This is a genomic window from Brevibacillus sp. DP1.3A (genome assembly GCF_013284245.2).
In the GTDB taxonomy this organism is placed as follows: Bacteria; Bacillota; Bacilli; order Brevibacillales; family Brevibacillaceae; genus Brevibacillus.
Window position 1 is genome coordinate 3,539,385 of record NZ_CP085876.1, and the last position, 21,613, is coordinate 3,560,997.

At 46.5% G+C, this 21,613-nt stretch carries 15 protein-coding genes and 1 pseudogene; 1 reads left to right on the forward strand and 15 read right to left on the reverse strand.

Annotated features, from left to right (window positions below; genetic code table 11):
- Positions 1-153: 153 nt before the first annotated feature.
- The 10 genes and pseudogenes from HP399_RS16135 to HP399_RS16180 form a co-directional block, all read right to left on the reverse strand.
- Positions 154-2,406 carry an ATP-binding cassette domain-containing protein gene (locus tag HP399_RS16135; protein WP_173617567.1) on the reverse strand — a complete coding sequence of 751 codons (2,253 nt, stop codon included), beginning with the start codon at positions 2,404-2,406 and terminating at the stop codon, positions 154-156.
- A gap of 164 nt (positions 2,407-2,570) precedes the next feature.
- Positions 2,571-3,884, reverse strand: coding sequence for a molybdopterin molybdotransferase MoeA (gene glp, locus HP399_RS16140; protein ID WP_173617568.1), 1,314 nt, complete (start codon positions 3,882-3,884; stop codon positions 2,571-2,573).
- A pseudogene (gene moaA, locus HP399_RS16145) lies at positions 3,844-4,871 on the reverse strand (GTP 3',8-cyclase MoaA). The gene glp and the pseudogene moaA overlap by 41 nt, the downstream one beginning before the upstream one ends.
- A gap of 25 nt (positions 4,872-4,896) precedes the next feature.
- Positions 4,897-5,064, reverse strand: coding sequence for a hypothetical protein (locus HP399_RS16150; RefSeq protein WP_173617569.1), 168 nt, complete (start codon positions 5,062-5,064; stop codon positions 4,897-4,899).
- A 29-nt stretch (positions 5,065-5,093) separates the two neighbouring features.
- Positions 5,094-5,444, reverse strand: coding sequence for a Na-translocating system protein MpsC family protein (locus HP399_RS16155; protein WP_026043098.1), 351 nt, complete (start codon positions 5,442-5,444; stop codon positions 5,094-5,096).
- A 14-nt stretch (positions 5,445-5,458) separates the two neighbouring features.
- Positions 5,459-5,854, reverse strand: a complete 396-nt coding sequence (locus tag HP399_RS16160; RefSeq protein ID WP_173617570.1) for a phosphate-starvation-inducible protein PsiE — start codon at positions 5,852-5,854, stop codon at positions 5,459-5,461.
- Positions 5,851-6,330 carry a helical membrane plugin domain-containing protein gene (locus HP399_RS16165; RefSeq protein WP_173617571.1) on the reverse strand — a complete coding sequence of 160 codons (480 nt, stop codon included), beginning with the start codon at positions 6,328-6,330 and terminating at the stop codon, positions 5,851-5,853. The genes HP399_RS16160 and HP399_RS16165 overlap by 4 nt, the downstream gene beginning before the upstream one ends.
- Entirely contained in the window at positions 6,330-9,281 is a 2,952-nt protein-coding gene (gene fdhF / locus HP399_RS16170) for a formate dehydrogenase subunit alpha (protein WP_173617572.1), read from the reverse strand. The genes HP399_RS16165 and fdhF overlap by 1 nt, the downstream gene beginning before the upstream one ends.
- Positions 9,282-9,618: 337 nt before the next feature.
- Positions 9,619-12,282, reverse strand: coding sequence for an IPT/TIG domain-containing protein (locus tag HP399_RS16175; RefSeq protein ID WP_173617573.1), 2,664 nt, complete (start codon positions 12,280-12,282; stop codon positions 9,619-9,621).
- A gap of 69 nt (positions 12,283-12,351) precedes the next feature.
- On the reverse strand, positions 12,352-12,777 hold the full coding sequence (locus HP399_RS16180; protein WP_173617574.1) for a VOC family protein: 426 nt from the start codon (positions 12,775-12,777) through the stop codon (positions 12,352-12,354).
- 187 nt (positions 12,778-12,964) lie between these two features.
- Between HP399_RS16180 and HP399_RS16185 the strand changes: the two genes are divergently transcribed.
- Positions 12,965-15,022, forward strand: a complete 2,058-nt coding sequence (locus tag HP399_RS16185) for a LuxR C-terminal-related transcriptional regulator (RefSeq protein WP_173617575.1) — start codon at positions 12,965-12,967, stop codon at positions 15,020-15,022.
- 47 nt (positions 15,023-15,069) lie between these two features.
- Here HP399_RS16185 and HP399_RS16190 read toward each other — a convergent pair whose 3' ends face one another.
- The 5 genes from HP399_RS16190 to HP399_RS16210 all read right to left on the reverse strand — a co-directional run bounded on the left by HP399_RS16190 (position 15,070) and on the right by HP399_RS16210 (position 21,498).
- Positions 15,070-16,155 carry a serine hydrolase domain-containing protein gene (locus HP399_RS16190; RefSeq protein ID WP_173617576.1) on the reverse strand — a complete coding sequence of 362 codons (1,086 nt, stop codon included), beginning with the start codon at positions 16,153-16,155 and terminating at the stop codon, positions 15,070-15,072.
- Complete coding sequence (locus HP399_RS16195; protein WP_173617577.1) at positions 16,152-17,600, reverse strand: serine hydrolase domain-containing protein; 1,449 nt, start codon at positions 17,598-17,600, stop codon at positions 16,152-16,154. Before HP399_RS16195 ends, HP399_RS16190 begins: the two co-directional genes overlap by 4 nt.
- A 27-nt stretch (positions 17,601-17,627) precedes the next feature.
- Positions 17,628-19,247: an ABC transporter substrate-binding protein gene (locus HP399_RS16200; protein WP_173617578.1), complete on the reverse strand. Its 1,620-nt coding sequence runs from the start codon at positions 19,245-19,247 to the stop codon at positions 17,628-17,630.
- A gap of 96 nt (positions 19,248-19,343) precedes the next feature.
- On the reverse strand, positions 19,344-20,366 hold the full coding sequence (locus tag HP399_RS16205) for a MerR family transcriptional regulator (RefSeq protein ID WP_173617579.1): 1,023 nt from the start codon (positions 20,364-20,366) through the stop codon (positions 19,344-19,346).
- Between the two features lie 175 nt (positions 20,367-20,541).
- Positions 20,542-21,498, reverse strand: coding sequence for a PLP-dependent cysteine synthase family protein (locus HP399_RS16210; protein WP_173617580.1), 957 nt, complete (start codon positions 21,496-21,498; stop codon positions 20,542-20,544).
- Between the last annotated feature and the right edge of the window lie 115 nt (positions 21,499-21,613).

Here is a 21,613-nt window from a genome sequence, read left to right on the forward strand (position 1 = left end):
CTCAATTCAATGTCAAGATTATTTTTTATTTTCTGACATTTGCTTTGGCATAACATAAATCTCCCCCGGTTTCCCATGAGGAGATCTGAATTCGTTATGCCATAGCAGCTTTTACGTCGGAATCCCATACATTACGAAAGTGGATTTGATGCATTACTTCAAGTATCTTCCCGTGATCGATTGTTCCGCATGGATGATCTGCGGAGGTATGCCCTCGAAGACCACCTGACCGCCGTTACTGCCTCCGTCCGGTCCCATATCGATAATCCAATCCGCTTGGCTGATCACATCGAGGTTGTGCTCGATGACGATTACCGTATTGCCTGCATCTACGAGGCGATTCATGATCTCCAGAAGGTGACCGATATCAGACATATGTAAGCCAGTCGTCAGCTCGTCCATCACGTAAATGCTGCCTTTCTTGTGCAGTTCGCTTGCCAGCTTGATGCGCTGGCATTCCCCGCCAGAGAGTGTGCTGAGTGGTTGGCCGAGTGTAATATAGTTCAGCCCTACATCACTCATCGCCTGGAGCTTGCGCATTACCTCTTTTAGCTCAAAAAATTCCAATGCCTGCTCCACCGTCATCTCTAACACTTCTGCAATTGACTTGCCATTCAGCTTGTACGCGAGCACCTCTTCCTTAAACCGTCTACCTCCGCAGACTTCGCACGGCAGCTTTACGCTTTCAAGGAATGCAAGGTCTGTATACACAACACCTAGACCTTGACAGTTCTCACAAGCCCCCTTGGAGTTGAAGCTGAACAAGCCTTGATTGACCTTGTTCGCGGAAGCAAACGCCTTGCGCACATCATCCATGATCCCTGTGTAAGTCGCTGGATTCGAGCGCGTGGACACGCCTACCGCCGATTGGTCGATGACGATCGCATCCGGATGGTTGCTGAGGAATACATCGTTAATCAGCGTACTCTTACCTGAGCCTGCGACACCCGTAACTACTGTCAGCACTCCGGTTGGAATATCTACACTCACGTTCCGCAGATTGTGCAGTGTGGCATCCTCGATGGACAGCTTGCCGGACGGCTTCCTGGAATCTTGCTTCAGTTGGATCGGCCGCTTCATATCGGTGCCTGTCAGTGTCCCTGATTCAAGCAGGCCTTGGAAGTTTCCTTCATACACGATGGTACCGCCGTGGCTGCCGGCGTGAGGCCCGACGTCGACGATATGATCTGCCACTTTGATCACATCGGGATCATGCTCGACGACAATGACGGTATTGCCCTTGTCGCGCAGCTTCTGAAGCAATTCATTTAACCGATGTACATCACGGGGGTGTAAACCAACGCTGGGCTCATCAAAAATGTAAGTAACATCCACCAGACTGCCACTCAGATGCTTCACCATCTTGACACGCTGCGACTCGCCGCCGGACAAGGTATCCGTCTCACGGTCCAGCGTCAAGTAGTCTAGACCGATATCCACTAGATGCTGCAACCGCTCCGTCAGCGACTTGACCATCGGTGCGGCGACCGAATCGTCAATCTCCTGAATGACCCGGATGAGCCGACCGACCTCCATGGAGGACATCTCTGCAATGTTGAGGCCATTGATTTTGCAGTTGAGTGCAGCCTTGCTAAGTCTTGCGCCGTGGCAGCTTGGACAGGGACCTTCAGTGATGAACGGCGCAACAGCTTTTTGTGTACGCTCAGACTTCGTCTTTACATCCTGCTTGATGTATTTGTTGGTGAACTTCTCAAGAACGCCTTCTACTGTAATGTTCACGGCTTTCCCGGCGAATTGCATCTCCACTTTCCTCGCCTTAGCGTACAACAGCTGTTCAAGCTCCTCATCCGAATAATCGCTCAGCTTCTTGTCAGGATCGAAGCCCGTCTGCACGAGCATATTCCATTCCATACCGTCTACCTTATAGTCCGGCAGCTTGATTGCCCCTTCATTCAACGACTTTGACATGTCAACCGCTTTGCTGATGTCGACGCCTAATTTGCGACCGATACCGTTACATTCGGGACACATGCCTTGTGGATCGTTAAAAGAGAACATATGCGCTTGTCCAACATAAGGCTGGCCCACTCGGGAGAAGAGCAGGCGGAGAATGGGAGAAATATCGGTAATCGTGCCCATCGTGGAATGGGAACCGCCCCCCAGTCGCTTCTGGTCTACGATAACCGCCATGCTGAGGTTCTCGATCGCGTCTGTATCCGGCTGCGGATAGCGGGGCAGGAAATTGCGCACGAACATGCTGAAGTTCTCATTCAGCAATCGCGTGGATTCTGCAGCGATCGTATCGAAGACGATCGATGACTTACCAGATCCAGATACACCGGTGAAGATCGTAATCTTCCGCTTAGGAATGCGCAAGGATACGTTCTTGAGATTGTTTTCCCTCGCACCGGAGATTACGATATACTCCTGATTAGATTCGCTCATGCCAAACATCCTTCCGATAGTATTCATTTCTACTTATATTTACATTGTACCATTCAGAAGGAGATCTTTCGTACCTGACTGTTCTCGCTTCCAACCCGCGCTCTCCTACCTATTATTTCCAAGGAACGGTCGTTACTTTCACCATAACGCCCGCAAGGTGAGTATTATCCTCTAAGCATCAAGGCGGAGACAAGCTCACCCTGTAGCATTCCCTTCCCTCCAGGTGGAATCTTGATTAAGCAATCGGAATCTTTAATGGAGACCGTAACGCTTGATTGATCCATCCCGACAGGTTTTACGAATACTCTACCATCGATTACATACGACTTTCCCCGGACATACCGAGGATACGCATTTACCTTTGTAAAGTCTTCGCCTAGAAAAGCAGTAAAGTCCTGCAAGTAACGATTTTGAATACCCTGCATACCCAAAATCACAGGACGAACGAATAGCTCAAAACCAACAAAGCACGCTCCCGGATTACCTGACAAGGCAAACAAATATTGATCATTCCAAATCCCTGCTGACGTAGGGCTTCCGGGACGCATCGCTACTTTGTTAAACAGGACCTTCCCATTCCATTTTTCAAAAATATCTACGAGAATGTCGTAGTCACCTACCGATACCCCACCTGATGTAATCACGAAATCTGCAACGGAAAATGCTTCAAGAATAAGAGCTTGTGCTTGGTCCGCTTCGTCTGGGATGGAACCCATCAGTAATGGAATCCCTCCTGACCCCCGAATAAGTGCCGCCAGCATGTAAGAGTTACTGTTTCGAATTTTCCCTGAACAAAGTGGCGCATCTACAGGCAAAAGCTCCGAACCTGTTGCAAATATCGCGATGGTTGGGCGCTTATATACTTTGACGCGGGAGAAACCGAATGTAGCCAACAAGGCGGTCTCACCAGCGAGGATTTCTGTACCTTTTTGCAGGACGCAAGCGCCCATTGTGATTTCGTGACCAATCGGAGTCAGGTTCTGCCCAGGCTGGACTTCTTTTTTAATCGAAATGTATGTTTTGCCCTGCTCTTCAAAGTCGTCTGTCATTTCCAGCATGATGACTGCGTCTGCATTTTCAGGTACCATGGCTCCCGTCATGATTCGGGAGGCTGTTTTTTGCGATAATTTTTTTGTAGGAAGAGCACCACACGGAATATTGTCGATCACTTCCAAAAGGACTGGAGACTCAGGGGATGCTCCGCGAGTTGAACTGGATATGATCGCAAAACCGTCCATCCCGGAACGCCGGAAATGAGGCATGTTGTCAGACGCAATGATATCCTCCGCCAATGTACGTCTGTAGGCATTTTCCAATGAGACTTCTTCTACACCGAGATGGTTCAGATGTTGCTCAATTCTGCGCTGTGCTTCCATGACTTGAACCGCATTGCGGTGAATTCGATTCACGCTTTCTACTTTATCCATGTCGTCTACACTACCCTCCAATTTGAGACATGCGCCTAACTGTTGGTACATGCGTTTGACTCTCATCGACGAAAGCTTTAGCCATTTCGTGATTCAGTGGTTTGATATGCAGTACTCGGAAAAAGAGGTCGCGTACTGCTTCATCGTTTCCAATACACTTACGAACGTTAAACTCATCCGACCAATATAGGCATGGCTTTATATTTCCATCTGCTGTCAAACGAAGTCGGTTGCAAGTTTCGCAGAAATGATCGCTGCGGGATGAATAAGCCCAAAACTCCCCTTGGCGCCTTCTATCCGAAACGTTTGTGCGGGTCCGTTGCCTCGCACATGATGACTCTCAGCCACTTTCCAGCCCAATTGATGACAGCGGTCCAAAACAGTGGACAAAGGTAGATAGGATTGCTTCCATCTCATATCGTTGTGGCCGATGGGCATGTACTCAATAAAGCGAACTTGTAACTGACTATCGATCGTGAGCTGAAGAAAATCTTCTATTTCGTCATCATTGATCCCCTTCATAAGTACGACGTTCAACTTAATCGGTTCTATCCCTACTTGTTGGCATGCAGCTATACTATCCAGAACTCGATGGACATCTCCACCGCGGGTAATCAACGAAAAACGATCCGCTTTCAACGTATCCAGACTGATATTCACACGGTTCAAGCCGGCTTCTTTTAATTTTTGGGCCTTTCTCGCCAAGAAAATCCCATTGGTAGTCATAGCGATATCTTCGATTCCTGGAATTTCCGCTATCGCCGATACCAAATTTTCTATGCCTTTGCGGACCAATGGTTCTCCACCTGTCAGCCTTACTTTTTTGACCCCCATTTCGGCCAAAACCCTCACAACCTCTGTGATTTCTTTCATAGACAAGATATTTTCATCCGGTTCAAATTCCATTCCATCAGCAGGCATGCAGTAAACACACCGCAAGTTGCAACGATCCGTTACTGAAATGCGTAGATAGTCATGGACACGACCAAAAGCGTCCACCAATTCACTTGGAATCACTGGACTTCCCCCTTTCAGCATTATGAACGCCCCCTTGTTCGCATCATTATAAAAGTAAAAACTTTGCCGACTTTTCCCACAATAGGAAGAAACGTATCTTTTCGGGTGAAACCTTAATCATCGGTGACTCTGTTACGATGGAATCTTCCACTGCCTTCAACGTACCATATTCATCATGCAGGACATGTGATGAAACGCACACCGGTTGAATCACGAGCGTTTTCCCCCTTCCTACCATACGGATCAAGAAATTGATCTATCTAATACATAGACAGTCATGGCAATATCCTCTTCAATACTGATATCTGAAAAAATCCGCAGGACCTTTGCGTGGATGATATCCTCGAGTTTTGCTACTACCGCAGGGTCGTTGTAAATATTCTTCACGAGCTTCGTGCGTGCATCGTGTACCATTCGTTTGCCTTCATCAGACAGAATCATAAATTTTTCTACATTGGTCAGGTTCCCTTTCATTTCACAGATCACCCATGGACCACAAAAACGTGTAACGATTTCTTTTGGGCCGTTACCAACGTATTCTTTTCGAATCTCACGAACTAGCATACTGAATTGATGTTCGAGATTTTTCGTCATTCGATGTTCTCCTTTCATTCTCCCAGTTTGTTCTTACGAGGAGCCAACAGTAGGTAACAAATGATCAGGATCAGAATAACTAGCGATAGAATCAGATTATTCATAGCATCATCACGATTGACGATGATAAAACGTATCGTGCCGGTAATGCCGATATAGACGAGGTAACGTAGCGGAAAATGATACTCTTCCTTAAAATATTTGACGATCATAGAAACAAAAACAAAGTACAGAAAAAAGGCTAAGACTTCCTCCAAAATATCATGAACGTTAGTATTACCAAGAAGTGCAGCTGTCACAATGAAATACAGTTCGCGTACCAGATAAAAGCTCAACACAAGCCCCAGAATGATGAGTGAAGTATTTAATATCCGTTGATAGAAGTGCACGATCGATGTCTCTTTCATCATTCCTTTAAGCCCGCTCCTAATCCTTTCAGCAGGTTTATGCCAAAACCCATCGCCCGATTGATGTCTGGATCACGCAGAGCTTTCATCAAATCGAAGACACCTGCCTTTTTTCCAGAGCGAAGAGCATCATCTGCCCTTTGTAGACCCTTTGTAACACCGCCCATCAGCTTTTTTGTCATTTCAGGATCTAGCTCAGTTAACCCACCTGCGGCAGCCATAGCATTGTTGATCATATGAGTGACAGGAGGACGTACCATTTGCCCTACGACAATTTTGGCAATATCCTCCTTCGCCTCGACGGCGGCGTTGAGTGCTCCAAGAATTCCACTTGCATGGAGTTCCTGGAGCAGCTTGATCGTTGCCTGGATCCCTTCCGGATTTTTGGCGAGCGCTTGTATGACACTTTCTACCGATTGATCTTGTTTTTCTTTTTCGGTAAGAACAGGTTCTTCCACTTTTGAAATCGGTCTAGCCATTATTTTTTACCTCCCACCATGTTTACATCTGCAATCGGTTCATAATCATCTCTGGCCCATTTGCGCTCTACTTGGACACCCATCTGAGGATTTCGCTTCGCATAACGGGGATTGTACATAGGTAGTGGAGTCATTCCTTCTTCATTAAGAAACTCCATACGTACCTTTGCTTGCTTGTAGGCAGGGGTTTGCGTGCGAACGTCCCCGACGCTGCCGGTTAAAAGGTTAATGGCATTTTCATGGCTAACAGAGTGCATGGGTACATACAACTCTTTGCCGCTGACTCGATCTGTCACGAGAACACGAAGCTTAATGGCACCGTATGGAGAGACTAGACGAACCAATGAACCGTCTTTTAGCCCCCGCTCGCTGGCAAGCTCAGGGGAAACCTCCACAAAAACTTCCGGTAGCTTATATTGGATGCCTTTTGATTTATTCGTCATGTTACCTTCATGGAAATGCTCCAGTAGTCGTCCATTATTTAAGGTAAGATCAAATTCCGTTGGATACTCCATAGGCGGAACATATTCGACGAGCGAAAGTCTTGCTTTACCGTCTGGGAAGTTGAATTGTTCTTTGTACAGAAGCGGCTCGTCGGTACCTTCTTGTTGCACGGGCCAAAGTAAGCTACTCCATCCTTCTAAATGATCGTATGAGACTCCAGCATAAATGGGTGCCAGGCTCGCAATTTCGTCCATGATTTCAGCAGGGTGTTCGTAACTCCAGTTTGCGCCCAGGCGTTGTGCAATCAGTTGGATGATCGACCAGTCTGGTTTTGATTCTCCCAGTGGTTCCATTACTTGATACAACCGCTGGATACGTCTCTCCGTATTCACAAAGGTACCCTCTTTTTCCAGGGATGGAGACGCAGGTAAAACGACATCGGCAAATTGAGCCGTTTTGGTCAGGAATACGTCTTGTACGACAAAGAAATCAAGCTTGCTGAGCGTATCATGCACGTGGTTGGCGTTGGAGTCGACCCAAGCCATGTCTTCCCCCATCAGATACATGGCTTTCAGTTCACCTTTCTCCACTGCTTCCAGCATTTCGATATTGGTTAGGCCTGGTTTGTTCGAGATCGTTACGCCATATGCTTCTTCAAATTTGAGCCTCGCCTGATCATCCGTAATAGGCTGATAACCTGGAAGCCATGTAGGGAGTGTTCCCATGTCGCATGCGCCTTGTACGTTGTTGTGTCCACGCAATGGATAGGCTCCTGCTCCTGGTCGACCGTAGTTTCCTGTTACCAGCAAGAGATTAGAGATAGCGGCTGACGTATGCGAACCCGCGATATTCTGCGTCACACCCATTCCCCACAAGATGCAAGTACCATCTGCCTCGACAATCATTTTGGCTGTTTGAATCAACTGTTCTTTTATCAGCCCGGTTACTTCCACAGCGTAATCCAGCGTGTAATTTTCAAGCATTTTCCGATAAGCCTCAAAATCGTTTACTCGATTTTGGAGAAAGGCTTCGTTATGCCAGCCTTGATCGATGATGTACTTCGCGACTGCCGTCAGCCAGACAAAATCGGTCCCTTGTTTTGGATGCAGAAAGAGATCAGAACGTTCGGCCATTTCATGCTTGCGCAGATCAGAGACAATCAGTTTTTGACCGTATAATTTCTTTGCCCGTTTTACGCGGGTTGCCAAAACGGGATGACCCTCAGTTGGATTCGCCCCGACGATGATGACTAGTCCGGCACTTGCGATATCCTGAATGGTTCCCGAGTCCCCACCGTATCCTACCGTTGCCAGCAATCCGTCAGTAGCTGGTGACTGGCAATACCTGGAGCAGTTATCAATATTGTTTGATTCAAATACCTGCCGCGCCAGTTTTTGCATGAGGTAAGCATCTTCGTTGGTTGTTTTGGATGAGCTTACAAATCCCAGCGCGTTGCCTCCGTAGTTTTGCTTGATGGAACCCATTCTCTCAGCGATCAGTGATAGTGCCTCATCCCACGTAGCTGGTACAAATGCGTCTCCTTTTCGAATCAAGGGTGTGGTCAAGCGTTGGTCACTGTTAACAAAATCCCAACCGAACTTTCCTTTCACACAAGTAGAGACACTGTTGACTGGGGAGTCTTCCGTTGGTTCGACTTTCAGAATGTGGCGGCCTTTGGTCCATACCTCAAATGAACAGCCTACCCCACAGAACGTACATACGGTTTTCGTTTTCTTGGTCCGTGTTTCCCGCATCGCCGCCTCTACTTCAGAGATAGCAAAAATGCTGCTGTAACCTGGCTCGACTTCTTTAATGAGATCGATCATCGGATTCAACAAGTCTTTTTTAATCCCTGACAGAAAGCCAGCTTCACCGAGCATGGATTTCTCTATCAACGCGTTGCACGGACAGACTGTCACACACTGACCACATGACACACAAGATGATTCGTTAATTGATTGATTGTCATCCCATATCAATCTAGGAATCTCTCGCTCCCAATCGATGGTGAGCGTTTCATTTACCTGTAAATCCTGACAAACCTCCGTGCAACGTCCACAGAGAATGCATTGATCGGGATCATAACGATAGAACGGATGCGACATATCCACCTCTTCCTTTTTTTCTCGGAACGGGCGTGTTTGGTGGTCAACTTCGAGCAGCTCTGCCGTATTGTGAACCCGACAATTTCCGTTGTTGTTGTCGCAGACGGTACAATAAAGCATGTGGTTTTCCAAGATCCGATCCATTGCTTCTGCCTGTGCACCTTTTGCCCGTTCAGAGGATGTAAGGATGTGCATCCCTTCCTCGATAGGAGTCGAGCACGCCCGCATCATTTTTCCGTCAATTTCACACATGCACGTATCACAAGTTTGAATGGGCCCTACTATGGGTGAGTAGCAGATGTGAGGATGCTCTATTTCTTGTTGCAGCAAATAATCCAGGATACGGGTTCCTTCCTTCGCTTCATGCTTCACTCCATTTAGTTCAAAGCTTATTTTTTTCATCTTCTTTAAAACCTCCAAGAAAATAATAAAAGCCCACCATCAAACAACCTGAGCATGAACACATGAACATGCGCAAATTGTTTAATGGTGGGCTAATTCCTAAGCATCCAAGGATACTCGTTATCCGTCCCAACGTACATATAAGTGAGATCAGGATGATTGAGCAATTCATCATTACTAACCATCAATGATCAGCTACGGGTACATTATATCACCGGATCTACATGGTATTCCAACTTTTTTTATGGAAGGATTGTGCACATGAAAAAGCTGTCAGGGAACATCAGTTCCTCCGACAGCTTATCACTGCCAATCATCCTATGATTCTATTGCTTACTTACAGAAGAGGCAAGATTGCGTTTGTGTACGCCTGGGCTCCCTTTTGATTTGGATGACCGATGGAGGCACGCTTGCAAATCTCGAAATCCAAGCCCGTGCACCCTGCTTCTGTGCAAGAAACGAGGCGTTCAGCTGCGATCAGGTCTTGTGGAGTCAGGTCCAAATTGATGCCGAATACATAGGGGTCATCAGTCAGGGCAGCGTGCTCGGGACCAAAATTCGGATCGGCGAAAAAGATACGCGGTTTATCGAGCTCCGCATTTCTCTCATCGATTGCTTTGCGCAGGTAGAGCTTTGATTCTGCTTCTAGCTGGGCACAGCGCTTGTATACCTTTTCCAACTCAGCTGCACCCAGAATCCCTCCGGCTGCACCGCCGCCGACTCCTCCGACAATGGCCCCTACGCCGATCAACAGTGCTTCTACCACAGCCATATCGCTCTTTTCAGACACAGGTGGATAATAACCGGTAACGATGACTTTGGCTTGTGTAAATTTATTCGTCACCTCGACCAGCAATTTCTTCATGCTCACAAAGAAATAGTCATAATGTAATTTCCCCAAATCGGCTGGATGGAAAGGATTCAGAACTGTCCGAACATCGACATCGTTCATACCTCCATCCAAAAGAATCAGATCCACCAAGTCAGCCTCGCCTTTGAAGAACGCACATTGCTGTAGGATCGTTGGGAATGATTTAGGTACCTCACCGTCTACGGGGGCCACTACATCATCCTTACCCTCTCCAATAATGGCGCCGGAATGAGCGAGTACTTGTGTATATTGCTTGATATTTCCTTCTCTGGCCTGAACGGCTGCACCCACGATGGAATAAAACTTCTCATGCTCTTGCAAGCCTTGCCCCCAGCTCACGGAATCGCCCATCACGAGCATATGGAAGGTTTCTAGTGTTAGTGGAATTTCATTGGAAGGTGTGCCATCGGATAGCCGTACTTTCAGGGTCACATGCTCACCCGCTGGATTGCTCTCCACATCGGCAGGTCGAATCATGGTAAATTCCATTTGAGTCGAGCTTACCATCCGTACTTCGGGCATTTCTTGGTTGTTTACCAAGACGCGTGACCCTTCGGAAAAGCCGCTTCCATTCACGATCACTTTTTGTCCAGGTCTCACTCGCGTTTTCACTTGATTTTCTTGCTGAGCGGAACTGACTCGTGGATTCACGAAGACGGATGCCTTGCTGGAAAGAGTCATATCTGATTGTCGAACCTGAAGTGTATGAGAGCCTCCTGTCACAAAAGGCAAGACAAAATGGAGCATCGTATCACTTACTACCTGGGTTTTCGTTTCCGTGCCATCGATCAGAACGACATCGGTTTTGGTATACCGACTTCCTTCCAGCGTCACTGTATCACCTGCGAATGCATAGAGCGGAGATACATGGCTAATCGACGGCTCCAGGAGCTTGCGTCTGAATTCATCTGCGTCGATGGCTCGAAAGCTCACAGGATCAGACAATCTGCCTCCCGCATATCCGACACGACCAGCATCGGCAAATGAACCCTGCACTCCCGGTTGACCTGCCGTTCTCGGCCCGGGACCACATGCCGTACCGAATTTTCCATTCTTGGTGTCACCCACGGCGCCACCCGGTCCGCCTGCTCCAGGATTGCCAGGAATTCCCCCTGCCCCCGGGCTGCCTCCCTCAATCGTGATCGCAAAGCCCTGCGAATAATTTTGGATGATCGTTTGTGGCGCGTACAGAGTCAGCCGACCGCCAGCGCCCCCATTGCCACCCGGGCCTCCGTATCCAGCTGCACCGCCACTTCCTCCATTTCCACCTGCTCCTGCTCCAGCTTTGCAGAAACCTGCCCAATCCAATTCGGCTGGCTTGCCTTTTCCTCCTCTGCCACCATCTCCACCGTCTTGCCCAAACCCACCTTGTGTGCCATCTTGCCCTTTCAAGTCAAAATGAGGGCGTCCCGCCATATTGAGGACCCATAATTCGAGTTCAGGAGCAGCAGCGCCGTCGAATCCACGGTCTCCAGGCAATCCATGTGTTCCAGGTGTCCCCGGAATGCCGGAGAGCGTCGAAGACATCGGTGCATCAGGCGGTGTTATTGGTTTTTGTCGTTTAGCTGGAACATAGCGGTAAGGACGCTCCCATGTAAACGTTACATTTTGTCCGACCGTCAACTTTTCGGCGATGATGATCAAGTAGCGCTGCGGATATTTCAAAATAACATTGGTTCCATCCTCGATATAAATTTCTGATGCGGCCCAATAGGCAGTGTCGACCGATATATTCAAGGCCGATGCAGGAGACGGAACAGCTAGTGTAGCCGTCATTTTTTTAGGGAACGGGATGGTTTGCAACAGTTCTGCTTTTCCACTCAACATTTGCAACGTTGGTGTAGATTTGGTTGAGTCGATTCGATACGCAGACTGAATCATGGTATTCCCACTGACGAGCGTGGGGGTTGGTTTCGTCAATCCCGACTGAGGTACAACCGTTCCGCGGATCTTGAGCGCCCCCAGACTGGACAGGGACGTAATCCCGAATGACTCTAGCACCGCTTTATGATACGTCATTCGATCCTGAACCATTTGGGGTGCTGCTTGGAAGGAAGCCGGATTCACAGCCATCGTCGTAATCCCGAGCGTATTTCCCCCTGCATTGAAAGTGTTTGTAGAAGTTGACATTCTTTTTCCCTCTCCCTTATCACAATGAATGAAATAGTTTGTGCGAGCCAGTCTCCATTGCACGGACGATCATTCTTGGCTAACGCCGAATTCCTCTAACTCCCGAAAGCTGATTTTTCTTCTTTGTGGATGTGTTGTTTCTCCTCGATGCTCCCAAATGATCTCCACATGATTGCCTTCCGGATCAAGAAAAGAAAAACGTGCATATTCGCTCTCCACATACGGACCATGTGCCAAAATACCGTGATCCGTCAGCCTCCTCCACACTTCCTTGAAGTGATCCAACGTATCCACCCAAAAAGCCAGATGCACATGATGCGGATTGTTCAGGATGAGCAAATCATGCCTGCCCGATTGCGGATCAATCGCCAAGCATGCCGTTTCGTCGCCAGGGTTCACTACTGCCAATTCAAGTGCGGTTTCATAAAAAGAGGCCAATCTGCGAACATCATGCGCGTATAAGGAAATGTGACCCAAGCGGCTTAGCTTTGACATGTTCCCTCCATCCTTTCGTATTGACTCGCCTGTTTCATCCTAACACCGAGAATATGGGGCTCGATATTACTCGAAAGGATGCATCCAAAAGGATACCCGTGCGATAAATATGAGTACCCAGTATAAAAGAAGCGTAGTAAAATCGTAGGAAGAAAAAGGAAAAACTTGTGATGGAGCAGGTGATGCTATGAATTATCAGGATAGCCTTGAAGAGCTGGAAAGTCGTCTATTGGTGGGAAGAACCGAGGAAGTCCTTCATTTTTTGAAGTTGCTTGCGGATGAGCGGCGCTCCAAAAAAATCATGAATCTCTTCGGGACCGCAGGCGTCGGAAAAAGCTATTTGCTCGACGAGCTCAGACGGCAGGCTCATCTGCGTCAAGCAGCTACTCTCTCTTTGGACAGCGAGCAATTTTGGCACACGCCCTCTGATTTTTGCCTGCATATTTTGCAGGCATTGCACGTTTATCATAAGGGAGAAGAGCACCATCCTTCCCAATTGTTGGAGGAATGTGTTTCGAAGCTGAATGAAAAAGCGGCTGATCAGAGACTCGTCCTCTTTCTCGACATTTACGAGAACTTGGACGGCTTGGACCATTGGTTGCGCGAATATTTTTTTAAGCGATTAAGCGCGAATATCCTGATCGTGATCGCAGGGCGGCATCCGCTGTCTGAAGCTTGGCTTCTTTCGCCCGGTTGGCGGCACTTCATCAGTAGGGTCCCTTTGTCTCATCTTCCTTACGATGCTGTTGAGCGCTATGCGCATTACTGTCACATTTTTGAACCGCCTATCATCCAAGAAATGTGGCGTCGCTCCAAAGGGCATCCCCTTACCCTTTCATTGCTGTCCTTTACCTTGCAACCGAAAGATCAAGAAGGAAACGGTGCTTTTCATGAGGAAATGGATACGCTGCCGTTTGTCGTAAGTCAATGGCTGCGCGAAGTTCCCGGCGAGCATTTGCGTCCGCTCGTGGAAGCAGCTGCTGTATTGCGTCACTTCAATCAGGATAATCTGTCTTTTTTATTGAAAAGGGAAATCACGGCGTCCGAGTTTTTCCAATTGATCCGATTTTCATTTGTACGGAAAGTGGACAGCGGCTGGACGATTCATTCCTTGATGAGAGAATCCATTGCCCAGGATATGCGGGCACGGACTCCGCTTCATTTTGCAGATTTGCAGAAGCGGGCCGTTCACTACTATTATGAGAAGTTTACCAAATCAGCGCATTCGGTCCGCACACCAGAAGCTTTGGAGCTTACCTTCTTTTTAGGTGACGCACTCATTCGCGCCTTTTTAAATTGGTTCGATCCATTACCCAAACCGTTCGAATCGATCCATACTAGTCATCGAGAAGAACTGCTGGAGTATATCCGCAATCAGCGGCACTCTCCCTCCCCTAAAACGATCAAGCTGTTTGATCCGCACACAAACCGCCATTTTGATTTTCACCTGACAGCGGAGCAAACCTTGTACCCGTTGAATTGGCTTGATCATGACCGTTTATTCTCGCTGGGGTACGACGTGCTTCGCGTTCTGCGTAATGAAAACGGAGCGATCTCGGCACTTGCCGCAGTTGTTCCCATCAACGAAAAAACCCTTCCTTACCTGATGGAGCATTCTGGCTCCCGTTCCTATTTCACCCCTCTATCCAAACAAGAGCTAGAACGGTTTAGCGTGCCGGAACACACACGGGCTGGCTGGTTCATTCACACGATTCATCAAGACGATTACGAGGATGTTTCTCAACATACAGCCATTGGCCATATGCTGCACGGTTTGATGTTCACCGGAGAATTTTTGTTGTGTTCCCCTGCACCATTTCCTTTTTTCAAAGCCGCTCACGAAAGTTTGGGATTTGATATAGCTGAATTCGCCACCCACACCAACTATGACGGAGTAACACCCTCCCTCGTATTTTTCCGTGATACGCAAGGAGAGCATCTCCCCGCTTATTTGCAAAAGCTACTCAAACGATCCGGATTGGATGCGGATTTGCCCCTGGAAGAAGAAGCGATTCCAGCTGCTGCTCCACCGACATCAACGGGCATAGTCACAACACTGGACATGAGCATGCTGACGGCACGAGAACAAGAAGTAGCCGCCCTTGTTTTGGAGGGATTGACGAACGCGCAAATCGCTGCCCGCTTGTATTTGAGTGAAGTCACTGTAAAAAAGCATTTGAAATCGATTTTTGAAAAGATGGATGTCAGCAACCGGACACAGTTAGTGAAAAAAATGCTTGTGTAGGACGAAAAAAGAGGAACCGTAGATGGCGGCTCCTCTTTTTTAAATGGCTAGGGCATGACATAAGGTCGTTCAAATAAAATATTCTCGATTGCCCCTACAGCCTTTTCCGTCAACTCACGTTCCTGATCCACGTTTGTGAGATAAATAATCGTTTTATCTGTTTGAATATATCGTATCAAGTAGCTTCGATACCCCGGCCAGCCTCCACTGTGATGCACGACTTTTCCTGTCACCTGACCTTCACGCAGCCGCCAGCCATAACCATAATGAGATATGCTGTTGTCAGTTAGCTGCACGGGGGAAAACGCTCTCTCTAGCGTTTCTTTTTTTACCAGCTTTTCTGTGTAAAGAGCTCTGTCCCACTTACGCAAGTCATCCAGTGTTGAACTGACCGCGCCGTCTCCCTGAATGCCATCCAGATAAATAACAAAATCGTGCTCACTTGATTGATCCGGTAACACAAATGCTTCAGATTGAGGAGAATATACGTATCCATAGGCGTAATGCTGGATCAACTCAGGAGAATATCTTCGGTTGTACACTTTCGTGTTTTGCATACCTAATGGTTGAAAAATTTGTTGCTGCAAGAAATCGACAAATCGTGTATCAGCTACGTGTTCTATGATAGAAGCCAATAAAGCATAGCCGGTATTACTGTACTCATACCTTTCATTGGGTTGAAACAACACGTCGGGCCGATGCTTGATTAGTTGTTCGAGTATGTCTTGATTCGTAGCGATTTGAGATTTATCCCAATATTGAGAAAACAACTCCATGTAATCTGGCAAACCGGATGTGTGCACAAGTAGATTCTCTACAGTAATATCAGCATAAGGGAAATCAGGAAAGAATTTGTCGACTTTATCTGTATAGTCGACCTTCCCTTGCTCTTGCAGGATCATGATGCCCATTGCTGTAAACGCCTTGGAAACTGATGCGAGTTCAAATACCGAATGCGGTGACAATCTCTCAGCCGTTTCCAGATTGGCGAATCCTATGGAATTTTGATAAAAAGGTTTCCCTTCTTCCAAAATCAGGATGTTGCCGTTCCAATTGTTTTGTTCAGCAATCGTTGATAAAAGCTCATCAAGCTGGCGGCATCTCGTATCACTTACATTGGCTTGCTGGGTCATTTTTCGTTTCCCCCACTCGTTTTTTTATCTTGAATAGTAAATTGTCTTCCAGCAAAAGCCATTCGAGCAATCTTATTATTTTCTAATCTAATAAACCGTGCAGAGCAATCTGTTCCAAAAGCCCGGACTACAAAGATATCTTCAGCAAATGGTCTCATTACGTAGTTTTCTCCCAAAAAGGAGAGCATCAGTTGACCATCTTCCAATCGGATCGGCAATGTCCCAAACTCACTAGAGTGATAGTCCCCCACGAATTGATTCATCGCTTCCTCGGTTAGGAAATCAATCTTGCTAACCAGATGAGAGGTTTCTGGAGGGCGGTTTTCCAGACTATTTAGCGCACCCACCATAACCGCCAAAACCGGCGACAATTCTAGATTGGACAGTGCCACTCCGGCCAGTCCTGTTTCGGGAAAGAAGCACATCTGAGCCGTAACCCCTTTAATACCACCACTATGTTCAACTAGCGTTTTTCCGTAGTAGTCAGTAGTTATGACCAAGCCATACCCGTAAAATTGACCAGGTGCCATATCAGTCGGAAAATAAGGGGTCATCATTTGTTGTACACTTTCAGGTGCCAGGATACGTTTTCCCCCTGCTATAAGCCCACCTTTGCAGAACATGTCCGTATATTGCAGCATATCCCGCACCGTTGATTTTAGGAATCCTGCCGCACGAGAAGAGGGAGTATCCCACCAATTCAGAGATGGAATCACTTCCTTGTGATCACCTCTGTCTTGCTTGATATACAGATTTGTAATATTCTCATAGCCATTCAGCTCTTCCAGAAAAAAGCTCGTGTGCTCCATCCCGATTGGATCTATGATATGCTCCTTAACATAAGCCTCATATGACATCCCGCTGACGCGCGTAATGATCGCTCCCAGCAAGGCAAAACAATCATTCGAATAACTGAACTCTGTACCTGGTGGCCCTAAAAGCTCTAAATCTAATGAAGCGATAACACGCATCAGGTCTTCGTACGTATCGATTGGTAGCTCATCATCTGTATAGTTTTGTAGAAATGGATGGTCTTCTATCTCATTCTCTTCCAAGCTTCGCATCACACTTGCAAAAAATGTTGGCAAGGGGGGAATTCCACTCGTATTCGTCATAAAATGATGAATCGTGATTTGCCCCACATCAAGATTTTTCAGACGGAATTCCGGCAAGTATTTGACAACAGGGTCATGTACGGATAACTTACCAGCTTCTTGTAATTGCATGACCGCCACACAGGTAAAGGATTTTGTTATCGATCCTATTCCAAAGACCGTATCGATTGTAACTCCTAACTGCCGTTCCACGTCACGGAAGCCAATTTCGTTACTATAGAAGATTTGACCATCTTTTGCTAATCCCATACAAACACCAGGAACCTGACCGTCTGTTATCATTTTTTGAGCATATTTTTCAAAAGAATCAATCCATCCAATATTTTGCATGCGCTTCTCTCCTTTGTTGACATGTAGTTAGTTCTCGACCCAGCTGTCATTATATGTCGGCATGACAGATGTCCACTTTACTCCTTTTACTCGAGCGTTTATGACAGTAAAGGCCTTCTCGTAATAGAGAGGGACAACATACGCTTGCTCAATCAGTTGCTTTTGTACATCCATATACACTTGCTTTCTGGCATCAGTCTGTATGGTTGTACGCCCTTTTAAAAGGAGGGCATCCAGCTTGTCATCTTTTACACCAGACAGGTTGTAGACACCGCTGGAATGAAAATAAAAGTATAAAATATCAGGGTCATCATAGGCGCCGGATATCAACGTTACATCAAAATTTCCTTTTACGACTTCCTGCATGTACCCTGCTATTTCCAGATTCTGAATCATTATGTTGATACCAGCCTCTCTCAGCATGGCTTGGAGCAATTGGGCTTCTTTGTCAAAATCTGCGGTACTGAGTAACTTCAGACTCAGTGTTTTTCCGTCCTTTTCTCTCACACCATTTCCGTTTACTCTCCAACCAGCATCGTCCAACAATTTCTGTGCTTCGTCCACACTATACGCGTACCCGTACTTCTCTAAGGATTTGTCATACCCTAGCGTCGATGGAGATAACGGTGTATGGGCTACTTCGCCTTCTCCCTGCGTAACAGCTTGGATAATGGCTTCTTTATTGACGAGCATTTGAAATGCTTTTCGCACCTGAATATCTTCAAATGGTGGTCTCTTCAGATTCATCTCCATCAATAATCCCAGACCAGGGCGTAAGCGCTCTATCACTTCATATTTCGAATTATTCCGATAATAACTTGCATCTTTCACAGGTATTTCCGTGGCTACATCGATAGCACCACTCTCTAGCGATAACAACCTGAGTTGGCTGTCAGCAATCGCTTTTATGACAAGTTTGTCTGCTCTTGGAGGACCTTGATTTTCATAATATGGCTCTCCCCACTGAAAAGCTTCATTTCTAACATAGGTGACACCTTCGCCCGTTTTCCAGCTCTCAAACTTCCACGGGCCTACTCCGACAGGACTCCGGCTATAGTCCTCTCCTGCCTTTTCAATCGCTTTTAACGATAGCGGCTGTGTTACATAATTCCCTAGCGAATCGAGAAAGGCAGTATTAGGTTCATGTAGTTCCAGAACGAGGGTCTGATCGTCTGGCGCTTTCACACTTTTTATTGGAGCCATTACTTCAGCGGCTGTTTTTGCTTTTGTCTGCGGATTGAGAACACGATCGAAGGTTTCCTTAAAACTTTTTGCAGTCAGAGGTGTTCCATCGTGAAAGGTAATCCCGGAACGAATGGTGAAGGTCCACGTTTTGCCATCCTCAGAAATTTTATAGTCACTAGCCAGAGAGGGCTTGTATTCGTTTGAGGCAGGATCCTTATATAGCAGTGATCCACCGAGCAACCAGGTATAGACCCCAGCAGATCCAGCAGACATGTGAGCATCTAACGTATCCGGTTCATAAGGGTACGCTACTGTAATGGTTCCACCCGTTTTAGGTTCAGCACTCTCCTGTTGCTCGGCTGGCACAGTTGTTTGCGTGCTGCAACCAACCACCAAGAACAAACATAGAGTGACAAATCCCCTCCAAAAGACACTGTACGTTTTTCGCTTGTTTCTCTTCATGTGTCAGCATGCCACCTCCTAGCCTTTTCTTTTGGAAACAACTTCCGATGATGACAGATGATTTCACCTCCTTCGCAAGCTGTAACAAAGAGTGCATTACTCTTCATCCAGTTGTTGAAGCTTCCACTGTAATCCTTGGTAGAATAATTCATTTGTTTTCATATACGCTTGCAGACCTGGGTACAGGATTGAACAAATTCTTCTGAAGCGTTCGAGATTTTCTGATTGGTTTGAAAGCAACCTTTCAGCAAATCGACGGAAAAATGACTGCGAGACAGGGAGTTCGTCAACATCGGCAAACAGCAAGACATACTCTTGAATATTCGCCTGTACGACAGGACTGTCTGGGGGTGCATGTTGCTCCGCTGCTTTCAACAACTGTTTAAGGTTTTTAAGCATTCTGGCGCTCCACATCTCCACAGTGATCTTAGGTAGGTGAACTACTTCTAGGAAGGACATAACATCTTGCTGCATCTCCTGGACAATCTGTGGATCATTAAACATTTCCTCCAACTCATCTAATGCAGCCGTTTGTGCTGCCGAAAGCTTGCCTTCCAGCAACGAAGAGACGTTAACCCCTAACAAAAATATTTCTCGCCATTCAACTGGGAATTGTTCAGGAAAAACGGACGAAACCATTTTTTCCAAAATAAACTTTTCTCGTTCCAATGCATCTGTAGAAATGGATTCAATTAGCTCGTGCATATAGCTCAAAGAATCACTGCCACCCTTACTCTCCTTTGTTTGTTCCAAAATGGATTTCATGCTGGCAAGAGTACGCATTTGGATGTCCAAAGCTTCAATTTGCCATTCTATCGCCATATCAACAGGTATATCCCCAGCTAACATTCTCTTGATCTCATCAATCCCAAAGTTTAAATAGCGAAGGGTTAGGATCAGTTTTAACCGCCATATTTCCTCTGCCGTATACATACGATGACCTCCAGGAGTTATCTCAGCAGGTGAAAGCAGGCCGATCTCGTCATAATACCGAACAGTGGGTACAGAAGAGCCTGTCATTTTCGCCACTTGTCCGATGAAGAACTTCACGTCCTTCGTTGTTCGTTCAGTTTGTTGATTTTGTGTGGTGTCTAATCTGTTCCTCGCCTTTCCGTGCACGTTACAACACCTCCTAACCAATTATAAAACCTCTAGTAACTTGAGATTCAAGGGGCAATATGTCAACTGATGATCATGCGTTCACCGTAGTGTAATTTGAACATGAAAAAGCCTGGTGCTTGTTGTCACCTGGCTTCGTAAACTCGTAAGGTTTACATGATCGGACGGTTGAAGGTTATTCATAGAGATCTGTGCTTAAATATTTGAGCCCTGAATCATTAATCGTCAACACAATATCTGCTCCTTTTTCTTTCCCTTTCAAAAGCTGTAAGGCAGCCGCAACATTTGCTCCTGAAGAAAATCCTGCGAATATTCCTTCTTTTCTTGCTAGTTCTCTTGTAACTTGTGTCGCTTCTTCATCTGTAACATGGATGTAGTCTGTAACCAAGTTTTTATCCAGAAGAGGTAAATCCATGGAATATCCCCCACCTTGGATCTTGTGATTGAGGTTAGTGGCAGCTTTGCCAGAGTAGAACGGTGCGGTGTTTGGTTCAACTAAATAACACCGAATGTTGGGATTATACTTTTTTAACGTTTTTGCACAACCTGTAAAAGTGCCACCAGAACCTGCAAAATCAAGGAAAACGTCTACTTTTCCATTCGTTTGTTTCCAAATTTCTTCCCCCGTGTGAAATTCATGAGCATGAATATTGCCAATGTGATGAAATTGGTCTGCACGGAATGCATTTCTTTCTTTTGTTATTTGCTCCGCAACTTCTTCCACTTTAGCAAGATCTTCTCCAGAAACTTGCCCTATTGGAGAACCAGGCGCTTGGTCTACTAAAACAACTTCTGCTCCCAGTGCTTGCATCATCCTCGCTCTTTCCATTGAATTTCCTTTTGACATGACAGCAACGAATTTATACCCTTTGACTCCGCAAACTATCGCAAGCCCTGTCCCTGTATTGCCACTCGTTAATTCCACCACAGTATCATTTGGATTTAGTATTCCAGCCTTCTCAGCCTCTTCAATGATCTGCAAGGCGATTCTATCCTTTTTGCTAAAGCCTGGATTTAAATATTCCAGTTTGGCGAAAATATTTCCATCGAGATTTTCTGTTAGCCTAGAAAGATGAACCATGGGAGTGTTACCAATCGCTTGATGAACGCCCGATAAAATCGTGTTCTCCATAGACATAGCGCCTCTTTTCGTATATTTTGGACTATATAGTGTCTGCTTCAAACTATATATAGCTCGATTGTAAAGTATAACGTACATGCGTGCAATATAGCGTCCGTACTCGATG

What these genes read in the sequence shown, in the direction of transcription:
- HP399_RS16135 (WP_173617567.1), bottom strand. Translation starts at nt 2,406, where the DNA reads ATGAGCGAATCTAATCAGGAGTATATCGTAATCTCCGGTGCGAGGGAA.
- glp (WP_173617568.1), bottom strand. Translation starts at nt 3,884, where the DNA reads ATGTACCAACAGTTAGGCGCATGTCTCAAATTGGAGGGTAGTGTAGAC.
- HP399_RS16155 (WP_026043098.1), bottom strand. Translation starts at nt 5,444, where the DNA reads ATGACGAAAAATCTCGAACATCAATTCAGTATGCTAGTTCGTGAGATT.
- HP399_RS16160 (WP_173617570.1), bottom strand. Translation starts at nt 5,854, where the DNA reads ATGATGAAAGAGACATCGATCGTGCACTTCTATCAACGGATATTAAAT.
- HP399_RS16165 (WP_173617571.1), bottom strand. Translation starts at nt 6,330, where the DNA reads ATGGCTAGACCGATTTCAAAAGTGGAAGAACCTGTTCTTACCGAAAAA.
- fdhF (WP_173617572.1), bottom strand. Translation starts at nt 9,281, where the DNA reads ATGAAAAAAATAAGCTTTGAACTAAATGGAGTGAAGCATGAAGCGAAG.
- HP399_RS16175 (WP_173617573.1), bottom strand. Translation starts at nt 12,282, where the DNA reads ATGTCAACTTCTACAAACACTTTCAATGCAGGGGGAAATACGCTCGGG.
- HP399_RS16180 (WP_173617574.1), bottom strand. Translation starts at nt 12,777, where the DNA reads ATGTCAAAGCTAAGCCGCTTGGGTCACATTTCCTTATACGCGCATGAT.
- HP399_RS16185 (WP_173617575.1), top strand. Translation starts at nt 12,965, where the DNA reads ATGAATTATCAGGATAGCCTTGAAGAGCTGGAAAGTCGTCTATTGGTG.
- HP399_RS16190 (WP_173617576.1), bottom strand. Translation starts at nt 16,155, where the DNA reads ATGACCCAGCAAGCCAATGTAAGTGATACGAGATGCCGCCAGCTTGAT.
- HP399_RS16195 (WP_173617577.1), bottom strand. Translation starts at nt 17,600, where the DNA reads ATGCAAAATATTGGATGGATTGATTCTTTTGAAAAATATGCTCAAAAA.
- HP399_RS16200 (WP_173617578.1), bottom strand. Translation starts at nt 19,247, where the DNA reads ATGAAGAGAAACAAGCGAAAAACGTACAGTGTCTTTTGGAGGGGATTT.
- HP399_RS16210 (WP_173617580.1), bottom strand. Translation starts at nt 21,498, where the DNA reads ATGGAGAACACGATTTTATCGGGCGTTCATCAAGCGATTGGTAACACT.